The sequence below is a fragment of the Arthrobacter sp. GQ119 genome, assembly GCF_059759125.1.
The window spans coordinates 143,123-160,989 of record NZ_JCAXEA010000006.1 but is presented as its reverse complement, the minus strand read 5'-3'; the positions used below and the strand labels follow the sequence as shown (position 1 = coordinate 160,989).

15 protein-coding genes are annotated in these 17,867 nt (G+C 64.7%); 2 read left to right on the top strand and 13 right to left on the bottom strand.

The genetic code is table 11. From position 1 onward, the window contains the following. Window positions 1-17: 17 nt before the first annotated feature. The 3 genes from AC6CH3_RS07795 to AC6CH3_RS07785 are packed head-to-tail and all read right to left on the bottom strand — an operon-like array spanning window position 18 to window position 3,809. Window positions 18-1,268 carry a hypothetical protein gene (locus AC6CH3_RS07795; RefSeq protein ID WP_498131886.1) on the bottom strand — a complete coding sequence of 417 codons (1,251 nt, stop codon included), beginning with the start codon at window positions 1,266-1,268 and terminating at the stop codon, window positions 18-20. Next, the gene (locus AC6CH3_RS07790) at window positions 1,258-3,513 is read right to left on the bottom strand and encodes a hypothetical protein (protein WP_498131885.1); all 2,256 of its coding nucleotides are present in this window, start codon (window positions 3,511-3,513) and stop codon (window positions 1,258-1,260) included. The genes AC6CH3_RS07795 and AC6CH3_RS07790 overlap by 11 nt, the downstream gene beginning before the upstream one ends. Before the next feature lie 56 nt (window positions 3,514-3,569). Then, on the bottom strand, window positions 3,570-3,809 hold the full coding sequence (locus tag AC6CH3_RS07785; protein ID WP_498131884.1) for a hypothetical protein: 240 nt from the start codon (window positions 3,807-3,809) through the stop codon (window positions 3,570-3,572). Between the two features lie 92 nt (window positions 3,810-3,901). Here AC6CH3_RS07785 and AC6CH3_RS07780 point away from each other — a divergent pair, with 92 nt between their 5' ends. After that, a complete protein-coding gene (locus tag AC6CH3_RS07780) occupies window positions 3,902-4,732 on the top strand; it encodes an AfsR/SARP family transcriptional regulator (RefSeq protein ID WP_498131883.1) in 831 nt (276 codons plus the stop codon). A gap of 159 nt (window positions 4,733-4,891) precedes the next feature. Here the strand turns inward: AC6CH3_RS07780 and AC6CH3_RS07775 are convergent, their stop codons facing one another. Beyond that, the gene (locus AC6CH3_RS07775) at window positions 4,892-6,289 is read right to left on the bottom strand and encodes a plasmid pRiA4b ORF-3 family protein (RefSeq protein ID WP_498131882.1); all 1,398 of its coding nucleotides are present in this window, start codon (window positions 6,287-6,289) and stop codon (window positions 4,892-4,894) included. A 229-nt stretch (window positions 6,290-6,518) separates the two neighbouring features. Between AC6CH3_RS07775 and AC6CH3_RS07770 the strand changes: the two genes are divergently transcribed. Next, window positions 6,519-6,725 carry a hypothetical protein gene (locus AC6CH3_RS07770; protein ID WP_498131881.1) on the top strand — a complete coding sequence of 69 codons (207 nt, stop codon included), beginning with the start codon at window positions 6,519-6,521 and terminating at the stop codon, window positions 6,723-6,725. A gap of 502 nt (window positions 6,726-7,227) precedes the next feature. Here the strand turns inward: AC6CH3_RS07770 and AC6CH3_RS07765 are convergent. From AC6CH3_RS07765 to AC6CH3_RS07725, 9 genes are all read right to left on the bottom strand, one after another. Continuing rightward, window positions 7,228-8,253: a 6-phosphofructokinase gene (locus AC6CH3_RS07765; RefSeq protein ID WP_498131880.1), complete on the bottom strand. Its 1,026-nt coding sequence runs from the start codon at window positions 8,251-8,253 to the stop codon at window positions 7,228-7,230. An 82-nt stretch (window positions 8,254-8,335) separates the two neighbouring features. Continuing rightward, window positions 8,336-9,526, bottom strand: coding sequence for a mannose-6-phosphate isomerase, class I (manA, locus tag AC6CH3_RS07760; protein ID WP_498131879.1), 1,191 nt, complete (start codon window positions 9,524-9,526; stop codon window positions 8,336-8,338). 75 nt (window positions 9,527-9,601) lie between these two features. After that, a complete protein-coding gene (locus AC6CH3_RS07755) occupies window positions 9,602-11,038 on the bottom strand; it encodes an NAD(P)/FAD-dependent oxidoreductase (RefSeq protein WP_498131878.1) in 1,437 nt (478 codons plus the stop codon). Between the two features lie 130 nt (window positions 11,039-11,168). After that, the gene (locus AC6CH3_RS07750) at window positions 11,169-11,936 is read right to left on the bottom strand and encodes a GntR family transcriptional regulator (protein WP_498131877.1); all 768 of its coding nucleotides are present in this window, start codon (window positions 11,934-11,936) and stop codon (window positions 11,169-11,171) included. 105 nt (window positions 11,937-12,041) lie between these two features. Then, entirely contained in the window at window positions 12,042-12,842 is an 801-nt protein-coding gene (locus AC6CH3_RS07745; RefSeq protein WP_498131876.1) for a PfkB family carbohydrate kinase, read from the bottom strand. 59 nt (window positions 12,843-12,901) lie between these two features. Next, on the bottom strand, window positions 12,902-13,738 hold the full coding sequence (locus AC6CH3_RS07740; RefSeq protein ID WP_498131875.1) for a carbohydrate ABC transporter permease: 837 nt from the start codon (window positions 13,736-13,738) through the stop codon (window positions 12,902-12,904). Next, window positions 13,738-14,703 carry a carbohydrate ABC transporter permease gene (locus AC6CH3_RS07735; protein WP_498131874.1) on the bottom strand — a complete coding sequence of 322 codons (966 nt, stop codon included), beginning with the start codon at window positions 14,701-14,703 and terminating at the stop codon, window positions 13,738-13,740. The genes AC6CH3_RS07740 and AC6CH3_RS07735 overlap by 1 nt, the downstream gene beginning before the upstream one ends. 1 nt (window position 14,704) lies before the next feature. After that, window positions 14,705-16,024, bottom strand: a complete 1,320-nt coding sequence (locus AC6CH3_RS07730) for an ABC transporter substrate-binding protein (RefSeq protein ID WP_498131873.1) — start codon at window positions 16,022-16,024, stop codon at window positions 14,705-14,707. 40 nt (window positions 16,025-16,064) lie between these two features. Continuing rightward, on the bottom strand, window positions 16,065-17,078 hold the full coding sequence (locus AC6CH3_RS07725) for an SIS domain-containing protein (RefSeq protein ID WP_498131872.1): 1,014 nt from the start codon (window positions 17,076-17,078) through the stop codon (window positions 16,065-16,067). Between the last annotated feature and the right edge of the window lie 789 nt (window positions 17,079-17,867).

The following is a 17,867-nucleotide window of genomic DNA, read 5'->3' as shown; positions in this document are numbered from 1 at the left end:
TTATTCCCGTTGGTGGGTCAGGCTGCGGCGGCCGCAGCGCCGCCGATCCTTCGAAGCCAAAGTTCGACGCCGTCGTCGGACCCTGTCACTGACTGGCCGTTCAGCACGGTCCAGGCCAGCACGCGCATCGCCTCCAGGCGCTGCAGGTAACTGGAGGTGTAAAGGGAGGCGCCCGCCCTTTCGGCAAGCCGGGCAAGTTCCGCCGGGGCAACGGAGCGCGGGTCCGCGAGCGCCGCGAGCGACGCGCCGCCGAACGCACGCAAGGGCGTCCGGGTGCACACGTCCGCCAACGCCGGAAGCTGCGCCAGGCTCGCCTTGCTGATGGCCTGGACGTCACGGGATGCCTTGGCCAGGGGGTGGCGGGTCATCCAGGTCCGCGCGATGCCGTCCCACGGCCCGGGGCCGAACCAGGAGCGGCAGAGGCCCGCATTGAACAGCACCCGGATCCAGCCGAAGGGATGGGGGTCACCGTAGGGCATCCGGAACACCTTGCTCGTGGGGCCGTCCACCACGGTGGCCAGGGCCGGCAGGGGCGCGTACCCCAGCAACGCAAAGGCGTAAACGTCGGCAGCTACTTCGCTGGCCCAGGCCCGCCAGCTTTCGGCGGCAAGGACCGAAACGGGAGCCATCCTGTCATACAGTGCCGTGCCCAGCTCGGCCGTCCAGCCCGTCATATGGGCAACCTGATGGCCTGTCTCATGAATTAAGGAGGTAGGCCGCCACAAATTGTGCCGGGTGATCTTGATGGCCGCCACCGGTGAGAGGGAGGCATCCCACAACCGGGCACCGGACCGGAGGATGGACGCGCCGATCCCTTTGTCCAGGTAGGTCAGGACCGGCGGGGTGGCCAGCCCCAGCGGCCGCAGGACCCGGTCCATGCTGTCCACGGCCAGGGCATCGAGCCCGCGCAGAACGGCGCCGAGGCGGGGGCTCGTGCGGGTGTTGACGGCGTCGCCGTAGAAATCGAGGACCGTCTCCACCTGCTCGTAGCGGCGCCGCAGCCGCAGCAGTGCGGTACGGATTCCGGCCAGCTCCTCCGGCCCGGCGGCCGTGGCAAGCCGTGCGGCAAGGACGCCGGCCTCGGCGGTGACGCCGGTGGCCAGGGCCCGGAGGCTCGCCCGGATGCTCAGGCCCATGTAGCTTTCCAGCGCCTGCCATGAGGCCGAGGAAGCGAGGACTTCCAGGTCCGTCAGCGCGGCGCTGGCCCGGTGCCAGTGCCGGACCTCGAGGGCCAGGGCATCCTTTTCCGCGGCGAAGTCATTGGCCACTGGACTTCCACCCCGCCTGCACTGCCACCTCGGGCAGCTGGACCGTTGAGCCGAGTTTTTCCTTGGTGAGGTCCTGGAACGTGATCGAGATGGTGACGCCGTTCGCCGGTTCGGCCACGGCCGCCGCCAGTTGGGCCGCCCGCTGGGTCAGGAACTTGGACAGCGACCCGGCCAGGGCCTTCAGCAGGGCCTCCACAGGTGCGGCTGCTTCGGCGGCGTCCTTTGCCAGGGCGTGCCGCACCATCCTGGCCGCCAGGATCTGCGGCAGCCGGGGTTCGTACAGCTGCCGCAGCGCTGCGAGCACCGAGGGAAGGTCCCGCCGGGCCGCAGGCGACGACGGCTGCAGCATGGCCAGGATTTGCTGGGCCTGGCGTTCGGAGAGCCGCAGCTGCACGCGCAGGCGGCGCTTGGACGGTTCCATGATCACCCGGAGCCGCCGCGCGAGCCGCTTGGCCCGGTTGACCCGGCCCAAGGCAGCTGAACGGATCCGGAAGTACCGGCGGCCCACCTGCGGCCTGGCACGCCCCATGGCGCGTCCGCCCGCGGGACCTGAGGCGGCGGTCTTGCCCAGCGCGGGTTCGTGCAGCAGCAGGCCGGCGATGTCCGGGGTGAGGAGCTGGAACTCGCTGCTGTCCGCGGCGAGCGCTTCGTCTGTGGCTTCGTCCTGGGTCAGGTGCCCGAACTGGGTGCCGGGAATGGCCTCGAACAGGTCAACTTCGGCTTCCAGCGGCCACCTCCGGACGCCCCGGTCCAGCAGGTGCCCTTCCAAGGTGCCGCCGTCGGACCAGCGGATGGCCCGCGCCGCCTGGCGCGTGATGGGGATGGCGAAGACACGAGTGTATTTGCGGAACTTGTAGCGCGGCTTGGCCGAGCGAGGCATCAGGACCCACACTCCGGATTCGCCGGCTGTTTCGCGTTCCGGGAGGTCCTGGTGCAGGACCCGGTCCGGCAGGTAAGCGGCTGCTGCATCCACAAAGGCTTCCTGTGCCGCCGCGGCCAGCTGGAGCTGGTCTTCGAAGACGGCCTCTGGCAGTTCCAAGAGCCGCAGGGCTGCCCCTTCCACGGTGGAGGCCACTGCCTCGGCCGCGCGGATCCGGTCAGATTCCGCGCCGGTCTCGAAGCCGAATACCTTCAGGCCCAGGTCCGCGACCGGTGTGGCGAGCATCCTGGCGGGCCCGTCGCCGATCAGGCCCTTGGCCAGGTTGGCGAGGATGTCCGCGATGAACTTCACCACCCGCTGGCGGCCGATGATCGAGATGCCCAGTTTGATGAGCGGCTGCACGGCCATCACGGCCGGCAGGAACTGCTCAACCTCGGCAGTCGGTGTGCTGCCGTCGGGCAGGGCGGCGAGCCGCTCAGTGAAGGTGGCCCGCGCCGCCTCCAGGGCTGTCAGTGAATCCGTGGACTCGTAGTCCCGGACCTCGAAGAGGCTTTCGCCCAGTTCTTCCTCCGCCTCGGGCGCGTAAAGCAGGGACGCGACCTCGAGCCCGAACACTTCGGCCAGGCCCTCGGCCGAGGCATGGTCCTCGGCTTCGGCCTCCGCAACCCCCAGCTTCGCGGCCAGTTTGCGTGCCAGCGGACGGACGCTTGCCGGGAGCCGATTCATGGCGGCGCTGATGACGCGCTTGAGCAGTGGCCGGACCAGGCCCTTGAGCTTGTTGAGCAGCAGATTCACCGGCAGGATCTTGCCGACGGCGGCGACGCCTTTCTTGACGAGCCCGACGGCGCCGCTCACCAGCTTCTTGCCGGCCCGGAGGATGCCGCCCAGGAAGTTCTCGTAACCGGTCGGCGCGAACTGGCCCGCGTTGCCCGCGGCTTCCAGCAGCTGCTCGAATTCCTGCGCCGGCATGCCATAGATGTCCTGGCCCGCCAGCCGTTCGGCGAACCCGTCCAGGGTCCGCTCGGCTTCGGTGGCCACGGGCTCGATCCAGTCCTCCAGCGAAGCCCTGGAATCGGCCTCGGCCGGGAGGGAAGACCAGTTCCGTTGGTCCGCAAGCTGGTGGGCGGCTGCATCATTGATGAGCTGGTCCAGCGAGTCCACAAAGTCTTCATCCTCCAGCTCCGCGAAGAAGACCGCGGCCTCCTCCGCCTCCGGCGCGAAGGCCTCAGCGATGAAGCGGGCCGGGAAGGGGGAATTCAGGGTTGCCTCCGGCACGGCCTGGGGACTGGCGGGAGCGGCGGGAGGTTCGGCCAATGACAGGCCGGAGAAAAGCGCCTCGCTGGCGAAGCCGGACTGGACGTCCATGACAGCCTCCTTAGGGATGGGAATTTCAGCGTGGGGCCGGGCTGTATGCTCCACCGTCAATCGTCTGTAGTTCCTTCCGCTGCGGCTCCGGGACCGGGCGGTTCCAGCTCGGCGGTCAGCGTTTCCAGCAGGGCAACCAGGTTGGCAGTGCCAAACACCACCCAGCTGCGGCGCGTCCCGTCGGTGGTCAGGACGCGGACAATCAAGCCTTGTGGGTCACGCCAGGCCCGCAGTACGATCACGGAGTATTCGGCTGTCATGGCGGACATGATCCGCCGGAAAGCCTCACCGGACATCAACATTGCGTAGTGATGTTGATCATCGCCAGCTTCAGCACGTGGCTGATCTCCAGTACTGTTCCGCGTCCGACTCAACGTGGGGTCCTTCAATGACGTCTGCACACTCCTTACCGGCACACGGCTTTTCGGCTCCCGGCGCCGCTGTCCAGCCGAGGCTCCACCTCCTGAACGGGTTTTCACTTTTCCTGGCGGAAGACCGCGTCCGCCTGCCGCTCCACGCCCAGCGGGTCCTCGCTTTCCTGGCCCTCGCCCGGCAGGACGGCGTGAAGTGTTCGCGGGACGCCCTGGTGGGCAGGCTCTGGGCCGACTCCTCAGCCGACCATGCGCACGGAAGCCTCCGCACGGCGCTGTGGCGCATCCGCTCCGTCCAGCAGGACCTGGTTTCTGCCGGACGCAGCGAACTGGCACTGGGGGCCTCCGTGGCGGTGGACCTCCAGCAATGCCGCGACCAGGCGACCCGGCTCCTGGCACAGGACGCGGACCTGTTTCCCGGCGACATCAACAGTTCGCCGCTTACAGGAGAGCTGCTGCCGGCCTGGGATGAGGACTGGCTGCTGGTGGAGCGCGAACGGCTCAGGCAGACGCAGCTGCACGCACTCGAGGCGCTGGCCGTCAGGCTCCGGAAACTGCGGCGCTACCCCGAGGCCATGGACGCCGCGCTGCGGGCCAAGGCCATTGAGCCGCTGAGGGAATCCGCGCACGCCATCCTGATCGACGTCTGCTTCGACGAAGGAAATATTGCCGCGGCCCACGAGTACCTGCGCCAGTACAGCACGCTGCTGGACGCCGAACTGGGGCTGCGCCCCTCACCCCATTTGCTTGACCGCTTCCGGACAGACCAGGGGCACCCCCCTTCGGGCCGGCTGGCCGTAGCGCTGCCTGGCGCCCCGCTGCTTAGCGGGTCTGCGCCGGCTGTGTGACTACTGGCTGTGTGACGGGCGATGGTTCCCGCGAGGTGCCCAGGCCGCGGACCGCCCAGCCCCAGCCCGCCACGCCGAGGCGTCCAGTACGTTCCGCGCTGCGGACTTCAGTTACGACGGCGCGACCCACAACAGGACGCCTCATGTGAAGGTTCGAGACTATGAGTGAAGTGCTGCGCGGGCGAAGGCTTGCCCTGACGGCTTGACGGTGTTTTCTTCGAGCCCGAAGCGGTCGCAGAAGATGCTGAGGTTCAGCAGGACTTCTCGGGCGTCGACGAGGAGTGCTTGGACGGTGTTCGGTTCTAGTTCGGCTCCGGCGCGGGTGCTCCAGCCGAGTGCGCCGAGGCCGAAGGAGATGGCTTCAAGGTAGTCGGCCCAGTCGGTTCGTTTCCCTGCGGCGACCTCAAGGAGGAGTAACAGCGTCGCGTCGCGCTCCGAGTCATGGCGGTGCCGGTGGGCAATGGAGCGGGCCAGAAGAAGCCAAAGGCCTGCGGGATCATCGAGCAGCCGCTTGGCGGCGGATGTGAGTACGAGTCTGCCTTTGATTTTGCGGATCAGACCGAGCCGCTGGGCGCTTTCGCGCAGCTGGAGGACGGGCAGGGTCTGGTCCTCACGGTTGGCTTTGCCGATCCAGTCCTTCGCCCAGCCGAGCTCGGTCATTGCTTGGCGGACCACGGTTGGCGGCAGCCAGCCGGCCGCGGTGAGGGATAGACCGTCAGGCCCGATGCGGCGGGTGAGCCAGAGATAGGGGGCGGTCATCACCTCGGCGACGTCTGGTTCGACCGTTGCGGGGCCGTCGAGGCCGGCGGCGAGCAGGTATGAACGGAATTCGCGTCGTAGTCCGGGAGGCATCCGGTTCGGGAGTTCCTGGGTCAGCGACTGGCTTCCGGGGCGTTGTTCGTTGGCAGAGGGAGCAGGGAACAGCAGGGCCAGTTCGTTGTTCACGGCATTGATATCCAGCTGTTCCGGGTCGAATTCCTGCCATGGCCCGACTGTCCAGGCGACCCAGGCCTGAAGGTCTTTGTGCTGTTCGTGGCCGGGGTCTGCGAGGGCGTCTAGCAGGTCGTGGTAGCCACCGATGCCACCGGAATCTTCCAGCGGCGCCCGCCGTGCGCCGTCCAGGAGCCGCGCCCTTGGCGCGTTGGCCGGCATGGGGAGGTTTCCGGTGAGTTCGAGGCGGTGGATCCAGCCGTCTCCGAAGTCATATTCATAGAAAAGGGGACCGGATTCCGGGGTGAGGATCTGGCCCAAGGTCCAGTCCGTCTCGGGCAGGTCGTCGTCAGAGTCTTCCAGCAGGTCCAGGGGGACCCAGCGCCGGGGCTCGCGCACGATCCCGTTGACAGCGCGCAGACGAACATAGGGATCGGTGTCCGTGAAGGAATGCAGGTGATAATCCCTCCAGCCAACGGCCGTTTGCAGGACCTCGTGGACCCCGTCCAGGGTCAGGGAAGGGTCGACTTCGAGGAGCCGCCAGATGGCCGGCTCACTTCCCACGATCGAGACCTTTAGCCGGAGCAGCATCGACCCGGGATCTTTATCTGCAGCACGTATCGTCACAGCACTATCCTGCCAGTCCTGGTCTTTTGGGGCGGGGGGATCCGGGCTCGCGGTGTCGCTGTGCTATGGCCGGTAAGAGGCGTAGGTGGCTCACGTGTTGCCGGCTTGTTTGGCGTGTTGTTCGGTGATTTGGGTGCTGTAGCGAAGCGCCTGGGCGGTAACCGGGAAAGAGCCAGGGAGAGGTGCGGTTGGCTGCGGTATTCACGTTCTGCCGCCCCGCGAGGTGTTGTTGAAGGATTTCGTCGAAGGGGTGGGGAACCGGGACCGGCTGGTCGTCGAAGACGATGACGGTTTCACCGTCGTCGGTGCGGCTGATTTGATCGGATCGCATGCCGGCGATGCGTGTCAGTGGCTGGGCGTAGAGGAGGAACAGAACGGCGGGGCGCGGTGGTGGGGCGGGATGTCTTGGTTGTCGAGGGTCCGCGGAGCAGCCTGAGCCGCTAGAGGATATCACCAGGATTACCGACACATTCGAAACCGTCTACAGCATCGACGGAGACACGCTTTCAGTCCCGCCGCCACCTGACAGAACCCTCATTGGCAGGTAGAGAGAGGGCCCTTTCAGGCCTGTCCCCCAGGGATTTAAAGGCGCCGATAACCGTGACTACGCCAGTATTATTATTGCCTTGGATGGATGATGCGGACCTAGAATATGCTTCATTCGGGCTGAACTAGCTCATCACTGCTCTCCATGACTGCTTGGTTCAAGGCGTGGGCGCTGGTTTCGTTCCACTAGGCACGGACCCCAGCCAAGGTCCTGAGGCATCCGCGAACATTCCAACATGACTGGCCGCGGGCGGGCACAACGGCTGGCTCATGCTGCCTCTCCCAAGGCAAAGAGTTACACCCCGATAGCCGAGCTTCCGACACCTTTCCAGGGCGAGGTAGTAGTTAAGGCGACGTGATGTCAGCTATCGGAGACTTGCTCCGGAAACCTCCTATCCGAAAAGGACGGCGGCTTCGTTGTAACGGTGCTGGGGGACTGTCTTGAGCTTGCCCAGGGCTGCTTCGAAGCCGACGTGGTCGATGTCCGTGCCGTTCAGCGCGACCATCGTGCTCCAGCGGCCTTCGACCACGGAGTCGATGGCGGCCATGCCCAGACGGGTAGCCAGTACGCGGTCGAAGGCCGAGGGGACGCCGCCGCGCTGGATGTGGCCGAGGATGGTGGCGCGGGTCTCGATGCCGGTCCGGGCTTCGATTTCCGGGGCGAGCTGGTCGGCGATGCCCCCGAGGCGGGGCCGGCCAAACGTGTCCAGGCCGCGTTCGGAGTGCGGGGACTCCATGTGTTCCGGCACGAAGCCCTCGGCTACCACCACCAGCGGCGCACGGCCACGGTCATGGGCCTCGGTCACCCATTTGGTGATCTGCTCGATGCTGACCTTCTGCTCCGGTATCAGAATGGCGTGCGCGCCCGAGGCCATGCCGGCATGCAATGCGATCCACCCAACGTGGCGGCCCATGACCTCCGCGATCATGCAGCGGTGGTGTGATTCTCCGGTGGTGCGCAGCCGGTCGATGGCTTCGGTGGCGATCTGCACGGCGGTGTCGAAACCGAACGTGTATTCGGTCGCGTCGAGGTCGTTGTCCACAGTCTTGGGAACGCCCACGATCTTCAGGCCGGCGTCTGTGAGGCGCTTGGCGGCCGCGAGCGTGCCTTCGCCGCCGATGGCGATGATGGCGTCAATGCCGAGCCGGGCCATGTGGGCCTTGATGACTTCCGGTCCGCCACCGTTCTCGAAAGGGTTGGTGCGGGACGTGCCAAGGATGGTGCCGCCCTGCTTGGCAATGCCTCGCACGAGCGTGCGGGGGATGGGAATGATGTCCCCTTCCACCACGCCGCGCCATCCGTCGAGGAACCCCACGAATTCGTGGCCGTGGATGGCAATGCCTTTGAGGACCGCACCGCGGATCACGGCATTCAGTCCGGGGCAGTCACCGCCGCTGGTGAAGATTCCGATTCTCATCCGTTCAACCTCTGTTTCTGCGTGAAAGGAGGGGCGCCGCAGGACGTGCCCCGCGTAGTGCAGCGCGGCACGGGGCGTCTGTTTATTTAGGGACGAAGGCCTGTGCGGCCGTTCCGGAGCCCTTGATGGTGAGGGGGCCGTCGGCGGCGGGGACGAAGATTGATTCCCCGCGGTTTAGGGTCAGTCCCTGGGGCTCCCCGTCGGTCGTTGCCTGTATGGTTCCTTCCACGCAGATGAGGATTCGGGGTCCGTCACCTGGGATGGTGTGCGGTCCGTCCGCATTCCCAGGGTTGCTGATGGAGAGCGCGAATTCGGGGACCGGCGGGGCGAACACGTGCGTAACGGCGCCCTTGGGAGCGGATTCCACGTCGTAGCCGGACGATGTGAAGTCGAGCGCTTCGAGCATGGCGTTGCTGTCGAGGTGTTTGGAGGTTAGTCCGAGGCGAAGCACGTTGTCGGAGTTAGCCATGAGCTCCAGGCCGAATCCGCTGATGTAGGCGTGGGGGATGCCGTCGCCAAGAAAGACCAGTTGGCCAGGCTCCAGGACGACCCGATTCAGGAGCAGCGAAACGACCGCACCGACGTCCCCTGGATAGAAGCCGGCCAGTTCCTCAACAGTGCCATAAGCTGCGCGTTCGTCAGGCTGGGAGCTGGTGGCGGCAAGATGGCGGCATGCTGCAACTACGTGGTCGACATCCGTTGTGCTCAGCTGCAGGAGCTGACGGAGTGCGCCCTGGAGGCCGTCGTCGGCTGGGGCGGAGGTGAGCGCGTCGAGGGCGGGTGTGACGGGCCCGCTGAGGCGTGACAAGAGATTATGGACTTGGGCGGTAGCCCGGAAACCGACGAGTCCTTCGAAGCGGCTAAGCGCGTACACCATTTCGGGTTTGTGGTATTCGTCCTTGAAGCTGCGCGCCGGGTCTGTCAAGGGCACGCCGCGGGCTTCCTCGTCTTGGAAGCCTGCCTTCGCCATCTCGGATGAGGGATGGACCTGCATCGACAGGGGGCGTGCCGGAGCCAGCAGTTTGAGCAGGTAGGGGAGGCGCCCGAACTCGGCCTGGACTTCGTGGCCGAGGTGTGTGGTGGCGTCCGATTCGATGACTTCATCGAGTCGGGCGTTACCGGCGCGTGTAAGGGCTGTGGAGGGGCCGGTCGGGTGGGCGCCAAGCCACAGCTCCGCGAAGGGTGCCCCGTCGGGTTTGCCTCCCAGAAATTCGAACATGGAGGTTGGGGATCCCCAGTCATAGGAACGTCTGGAGCCTGTCAGGCGGTACATGGTCAGTCCTTGTCTTCGGCGTGGCTGTAGATCGCCTCATCAGGTTGGGGCGAGTGGCTGCGGAGGCGCGGCGAGTTAGTGTTCGGTGGTTCCCTTGGGCATGAGCCGGACCACGGCTTCGGTGAGGATGCCTGGTTTCCTGTCCCGGATTTCTGCTGCGTTCTTCCGGATCAAGGCGGCCCGGACGATCGTTGCCCCAATGAATCTGATCGGCTCCGGGGGAAGGCTTTTAGCTGTGGCCTGGTTGATCAGCTTGCTGTGCGCCCATTGATCATCCAGCCCGAGGATCATGCTTGAGAGGATGCGGGAGCAGGCGGGGATCTGGGCCAGGCCGGTACCGTTCCAGCCGACGGCGTAGAAGATGTTGTCGTGGCCGGTAAGGTTTCCCAATATCGGCACATGCGCCGGAACGCAGTCAATCGGTCCGAGCCAGTCGTAGTCTATTCTGACGTCCTTAAGGCTGGGGTAGACGCGCTGGAGCTCCCTGATGCTGTCCCGGACCCATCGCGGGTCGCGGTTCATCTTGGCCCCGATGCGGTCACCGAAAATGGTTCCGCCGCTTCCCCGGCCGAAAACTATGCGCCCGTCAACGGTTCGCTGGTAATAGAGGACCTGGTTCTGGGCATCGCAGATGGCTTCCCCGGCCTTCCAGCCCAACGCGTCAAGCTGGTCGGGGATGGGTTCGGTCACGACGACCTGGCTGTCAACGACATACATCTTGCGGCGGAGCTCGGGAATGGAGGATGCCCAAGCGTTTGTGGCGATCAGGACCTTGGGGGCGGTGAGTTCGCCCCCGGGTGTCTGGATACATACACGGGCGCCAGGGGTGATGCTGAGCGCAGGGGTGTGCTCATGGATCGTTACGCCCTTGCGGATCGCATACTTCTTGAGGCTCCGCATGAGTTTGCCGGGGTTCAGTGATCCGGCCGTTTCTTCGACAACACCGGTGTACGGGACGCTGGAGCCGGTCCTGCGGTTGAGTTCGGCGGCGTCCAGCCGCCGGTAGGGTGAGGCGCCGTTCTGTTGGCACCTTTCCATGGCCGGCTCCCAGGCCTGTTCCTGGGCACGTGAGCTTGCGCTCCAGATCCATCCGTCGAGCCTCAGGTCCATGTCGACTTCGCCCGCGTCCTGGAGTGCTTTCAATTCCTGGATGGCGTCCGTGGTGGCGTGAGCCAGCCGCAGGGCTTCCTCCGGTCCGGTGACTGAGGTCAGCCGGTCCAGGCTTTCGAACCAGGAATGGATCTGGCCGCCATTGCGCCCGGAGGCGCCGGAGCCGCAGATGTCCGCCTCGAGGACCGTCACTTTTTGATCGGGGTCGGCTTCGAGGATCCGGATAGCAGTCCAGAGTCCGGTGAGACCGCCGCCGATGATCGCGACATCGGCGGTAACGGCTCCGTCCAGTGCGGGGGCGGGCGTGTCGTCCAGGTCCCGGGTGGACTGCAGCCAGTACGACTGGTCGGTGTCTGCGGCGATGACAGGTGGGTGGAGCTTGAACTGCTTGCGGGTGGGCACGGTTCCTCGTTTCGGGGGTGTTTAGGTGTCGTCCGGGCGCGCGGCAGTGCGGCGGCGGGACGGCATGAACGGTTTCGGCCGAGCGGCCAGGCTCGGTGCTGGCTGTTGGTGTGCAGCGGTGGCGGGACCGTCAGCGGCGGAGGACGTTGAAGCTGAAGGTGTCCCCGCGGTGGTAGTCCTGGGCGTACAGCACAGGTTCACCGCTGGCGGTGACGGCTGTTTCGGTGATCAGGAACCACGGATCGTGGCCTTCCAGTGAGTACCGCCGTTTCAGGTCTTCGGGCATGTTTACGGCCTGAAGCCGGGCCGCGGAGAACGACAGCGGGTAGCCCTGGTCGCGGAGGAAGGTGGAGACGGAGCCGCTCCAGTCGACGTATTTGATCGGGCCGGGGATGCGGGCTCTGCTGATGGTGTCGATGCTGAAGATCAGCGGTTCTTCCCCGTCGGAGCGGAGCCGGACCAGCCGCACGACGGTCTCTCCTTCGGCGAGTTGCAGGGCTTCGCGCTCGATGGCATCGGGCTGGTGTTCTTCAGCGGAGAGCACCAGGGTCTGCGCGTCATGTCCGAGGCTCTTGAGCAGGTCGGTCACTGATTCGAACCGCGTGATGGGGCGGTCTACGGTCGCAGTGGCCAGGGACGTCAGGAACCGGCCAAGTCCGGGCCGGACTTCGACGAGCCCTTCGTGTTCGAGCAACTTCACTGCTTCGCGGGCGGTGCTGCGGCCTACCTTGAACAACTCCACTATCTCCGGTTCGCTGAGGATCTGGTCACCGGGTTTGGTGCCGTTCTCCCGGAAGTACGCGATGAGCCGGTCCCTGACCTGGACCGACATCAGGCCGCGGCCGCCCACCGGGGCCGTTTGGGGGCCGGCGTCCGGCTGATTCAGGGACGTTGTCATCGTGGATCCTTAGGTGTGCAGAGGGCTGGTCTTCAGTTGTAGCGGTCCGTGCGTGACCTCGGACTGCTGTTTGCATGTTGCTGCAGCCGGAGCGGAGCTTTTCCATTATTGCCCTTCCTGCGGCCAGCCGCTCCAATGCAGGCACGTCTTGGCTGCCGTGGCTGCGCCGGCCCGCATGCAGGATTCCAGCTCCTCGCCGCGTGCAAGGGCGGAGATGAATCCTGCGATGAAGCTGTCGCCGGCTCCGGTGGTGTCCACCGGCTCGATCGGGTCAGCGTGCTGCCGGGTCCAGGCTGTCCCGTCGTAGGCGATGCTGCCCGCCGGCCCGCAGGTAACCACGGCAAGCCGGGCGCCGCCGTCGATCGCCGACTCGGCAATCGCCTTGGCGGTACCAACGTCATCACCGGCTGAGCAGAAGGCGACATCCAGCAGGTCGTATCCAGTGCTGACGGCGCAGTCTTGGCTGATCCGCACGCCCCTGCGGCTGAGTTCTTTTCGGATTTCGTCGGCGAAGGGGCTCATGCCAATGTGGACGAAGGCGCATTCGGCGAGGGCGTCCAGTTCTCGGCTGTCGGGTTTGTAGTCGGCGCAGACCGCGAAGTCCTCGAATGCGATGATGCGTTCTCCGTCCGGCTCCACCCGGATTTTGGAGATTGACGTGACCCCGTCAAGGACGATCAGACCGTCGATGATGACGTTGTTTTCTTCCAGTGCCCGGCGGATTCGGTGCCCGTCTTCGTCGGGGCCGATGGCTCCGGCGTAGCGGGTGGTGTGCCCGAGCTTGCTGAATTGCATGGCGACGTTGAGCGCGTTGCCGCCGACGAAGCTCTGGTTCCTGGATCCGAAGTATTGGTCGATCGTGTTGTCACCGATCGACCCTAGGGCGGGTCGCTCAGATGCTGTCATCGTGGGGGTCCTTTCCGTAGCCACCTCAGTGGCATGCGGGCTTGTTGGGGGCGGTTTGGTTAGCGTCCGACGCCTTCGGCGAGTCCCCGGACAAAGTAGCGCTGTCCGAGGATGAACAGCAGGATCATCGGTACCGCGGCGATGGTCATCCCGGCAAAGACGGAGGGAAAGTCTGTGACGGCGCGCGATGAGAGGGTGGCCAGGCCTACGGGGAGGGTCTTGAGCGTGTCGGATCCGATGAAAATGAGGGCGAACAGGAATTCGTTCCAGGCGAAGAGGACCTGGAGTATGACGGCGGAGACGATGATGGGGGTGCACATGGGCATGGTCACCCGCCAGAAGGTCTGGCGCCGGTTGGCGCCGTCCAGCACTGCTGCCTCGTCCACGTCGATGGGAAGGTCGATCATGTAGGAGCGGATGAGGAAGGTGGTGAACGGGACGCGGAAGGCCGTGTAGAGGATGATCAGGGCCCAGTAGGTGTCGTACAGCCCCCATGACTGCATGAGTTTCACCAGGGGGACAAGGGCGACGGTCGGGGCCAGCATTAGCCCTCCGACGATGATCATCAGGATGGGTTTGCTGAAGGGGATGTTGATCCTGGTCAGTCCGAAGGCGGCCCAAGCGCTGAGCAGCGTCGTCGATACCACGCTGAGGGCTGTCACCAGGACGCTGTTGAACAGATACGATCCGACGCCCTTGTCCATGGCACGGCCGTAGCTGCTGAAATCGAGGCTGGTCGGCCAGGCGAACGGGTTGCCGAGGATCTCTGAGTTGGATTTCATCGAGCTGATGAACATCCACAGCAGGGGGTAGAGGACAATGATGACCAGTCCGAGCAGGAAGCCCGTCAGGACGAGCCGGCCGATGATGGGCCACAGGCGTGCGGGGCTGGTCATCAGACTCTCCTCTTGTTGGTGTAGCGGACCTGGATCAGGGCCAGGGTCAGGGTGATGATGAAGATGACGGTGGCGATGGCGGCGGCGTAGCCGAAATCGTTCTTGATGAACCCGCTGCGGTACAGCCACGTGCCGAGCACCTGGGTTGAGTTGTCGGGCCCGCCGGAGGTGGTGACCATGACTTCATTGAAGACCTGGAATGCTCCGGAGATCGTGACAATCATCATGAGCCCGGTCATTTCGCGGACCAGCGGAATGGTGATCGAGAAAATCTGCCGGACCGGGCCGATGCCGTCCAGCGCTGACGCTTCATAGAGTTCCCGCGGAATCCGCTGGATGGCCACGGCAAAGAGGAGCGTGCAGTATCCGAAGCCCTGCCATTGGCTCATCATGATGATCCCCAGCATCGCCGTGTCGGGGTTGCCCAGCCAGGCCTGCTGCAGAGTGTCGAGGCCGACTGCGTCCAGCAGGCCGTTAAGCAGGCCTCCTTGGGGCTGGTAGATGAAGGCGAACAGCAGTCCTGTCACTGTCAGGGAAATAGCCGACGGCAGGAAGTAGACAGACCGCAGGATCGCCCTGAAGTGTTCGTTGCGCAGGTTTTCGATGAGCGAGGCGAGCACGAGGGCGAAGAACACCTGGAAGATGATGGAGATCCCTGCGTAGAGGCAGTTGTTGACCAGCGCCTTCCAGAAGACCGGATCCGCGGCGAGCCGGGCGTAGTTATCCAGGCCGACGAACCGCTGTTGCCCGGTGAAGATGTTGGAGGTCTCCAGGCTGTAGCGGAAGTTCAGCACCAGCGGGTAGTAGACGAAGAGAAACAGCGTGACCAGGCCAGGAAGCACCCAGATCAGACCGTGCCAGGTGTTTTTCTTCCGGGCAGGCTTCCGGCGGCGGGGGAGGGGCGTCCCCGCCGCCGGGGTGCTGAGCCCTGGCGGCGGGAACGTCTTCTGTTGGGTGGTGGACACGCTACTTGGCCTGATCCGACGCGGTCTTCACGGCGCTCATGACGTCCTCGGACGTCTTAGTGCCGCTGATCATGCCTTCGACGCCGGACAGATAGGCCTCGGCGACACCGGGCACGGTGACGGTGTCGAGCCAGACCGAGAGGCGGCTGGCTTTGCGCAGGTCCTCGATGCTCGCACGCAGCTGGGGCGTGGAGTTCTGCTCGTTCAGTGAACCGGTGACCGGGCTCGGGAAGCCGATGGTTGATGCCAGGACTTCGGCGTTCTGCTTGCTCGTGACGAACTTCATGAAGTCCACCGCGAGGGCCGGGTTCTTGGCCTTGGAGTTGATCAGGAATCCGTCCGGCGCCCCGGTGAGGGCCTTGGTGTCACCCTTGGCCCCGGCGGGCGCCGGCAAGCGGAAGAGGTCGTAGCCGTCCGCCTCGACCTTGCTGCCCTTAGGGGCCGCGGCGGCGAACTCCAGGTTTTCGACGTAGAACATCGCGGCCTTGCCCTGGCCGAATGCATCACGTTCCGAGTAGTAGTCGGCACCGTTAGCCGTCTTGCCGGTGGTGGTGCACTGGTCAACAATCTGGGCGAACTGGTCCAGGGACTGCTTGTATCCGGGATCCTCGAAAGAGGCCGTCGCCGGTTTGTAGTCCTTGTCCAGCGTATCGGCGGGAACGTTGTAGCTGTTGAGCTGGGTGATGTAGTGGATGGCCGGCCAGCCGTCCTTGTTGCCAAAGGCCATGGGCGTGATGTTCTTGGATTTCAGAGCTGTGCAGGCGGCCAGGAGGCCGTCCAGGTCCGTCGGTACTTTGACGCCGGCCTGGGAGAAGAGCTTCTTGTTGTACAGCATGTACTTTGCGTCCAGGCCGAGGGGAACACCATAGGTCTTGCCGTCCTTGGTGAAGGCTTCCAGTGCCTGCGGTGTCATGGTGGAGCCCCATTCCGTTTCGGGGGCGATGACGTTGGTCAGGTCCAGGGCCAGGCCGTTGTCGTAGAACTGCTCCGCGTAATTTCCGGCCCAGGAGAAGTAGACATCGGGCACGCTCTGGGACGCGGTGAGGGTCTTGATTTTGTCCTTGTAGCCCTGGTCGGATTCCTGCTGGAGGTTGACCTTGACCCCGGGGTGTGCCGCTTCGTAGTCCTTGGCCATTTTTTCGAAGAAGGCGGCGTTTCCGCCGGCGTAGCGTGTGATGACGCTGACGCTGCCCTCGTACGTGACGTTGGACAGGTCGGCAGCCGGGGCCGCGGCAGGTTCTGCGGTGCTGCTGGAACCACAGCCCGTCAGTGCCACGGATACGATGCCGGCGGCCGCGACCGCCTTGAAAAGTGCTTTCATGATTGGGCCTCTCCTTGGTACCCGGCGTGCTTTCGCAGGCCTAGTACTCCAGCTTCTTGTAGTAGCGGCGGGTGGTCAGCGGGTGATCGCGCAGGACCTCGAGGTGGGCGCTGATGCGTTCGAATGCGGTGGCGAGCAGCACCGGGGAGATCAGGGCCCTGGTCTGGGCGGAGATCCCCGGCAGGTCGAAGTCTTTGGTGTCAAAGACGTGGACTTTGTCGGTGAACCGGGGCGCGAACTGCTGGACGCGTTCGGTCAGGGGGCGGGAATCGTCTTCGCCGTTGAGGACGATGACGCTGACGCCCTCTTCAACCAGCTCCAGCGTGCCGTGGAAGAAATCGGAGGCGTGGACCGGGCGGGTGCGGATCCACTGCATCTCCTCCAGGATGCACATGCCGTAGTAGTAGGCTTCCGGCCAAGTCGACCCCGCGCCGGTGATGATGTGGTACTTCTCGTCCTTGATGGTCGTGGCAAAGGCCGCGGCCCGTTCCTCGAAGGACTGCTTGAGGTCCACCAGGAGCCGGGGGAGCGTCTGCAGTTCGGCAACAGTTTCCTGGTACCGGTCGAATTCTCCGCGGTGCCGCATCACCGACAATGCGACTAGCAGGGTCTGAAGGTAGAACATTTCGGACGAGGTGTCGTCTTCGGCGAAGTTGGTGAAGTTGTAATCGGCCTTCTGCGCGATCGGTGTGTCTGAGTGGCCGGTGAACGAGATGACGGTGGCGCCCTTGTTTTTCGCGAACTCCAGGGCCGCAACGGCCTCCTTCGTTGTCCCGGACAGGGAGGGCATGATCACCAGGGACTTCGGACCCAGGTGGACCGAGTCAGCCTCGACCAGTTCGGCCCCCATCTCGTAATGGACGGGGAACGTGGACCTGGTCTGCAGCAGCCGCAAGGCAGGCTGGGTCAGGAACATCACCCCGCCGGCTCCCAGGAAGAAGAGGTTCTCCGCTCCGTCCTCGAGGCACTGCCGCACCGTGGCGTCCAGCTTTTCCGCGACGGCGACGGAGCCCTTCTGAATAGCAACGAAGCGGTCCTGATCAAAGTTAAGCATTAGAGTCTTTCTTGGTAGGTGGTTGTCAGACATCCTCTGGCACTTGACTGATGTCTGAATAGAGATAAGCATCACGTCCGGGGTCGTGTCAACGGGAACCGACAAATTTTTTATTGAGCGCCCGGAGTGTGGCTTTCGCCAAGCGTCACCGCGGCGACGGCCGGCACTGGGACAGCGCTAAGGAGTACTAAGGCACGGAAGATCGCGTGGATCTGGTCATATTTGATTGCGACGGCACCGTTGTGGAGAGCGAGGTGCTCGTCATCAAAGTGGACAGCGGGCGCTGTCCGACCACGGCTGGAATCTCACCTTCGATGACGTCGTCAGCCGCTTCATGGGCCGGACATCGGCCCACTCCACGTTGGAGTTGGAGTCTTTCCTAGGCCATGGCCTCTCCCGGAACTGGGGGCTGAAGTACCAGCCGTGGTACGCAGAGGCCTTTGAACGGAAACTGACCCCGCCGGGTTGGAGAACGCGCTGCGCGCATACTCCTGCCCACCTGTTTGGCGTCAAACAGCAGTCATGCCAGGCCGGGGGAAAGTGTTGGGCACAACGGGGCCTGCTGCCGCGCTTTGCCGGCCGCATCTTCAGCGCGGAGGACGTCTTATCACAGCCACTGACACCGGCCGGCTAAGTCCCCAACAGTAGGCTGGCTGCTCTCTGCAGACCTGCCCGCCCCCGTAGGGGCAGCTCTCATCACTTTGCGGGCAAAAGCAGGGCAGCCTGCGGATAACACCGATTCAGCGATGGCGCGCCTTCACTGCCACGCTCCGCCAGCCCTCGGCCAGG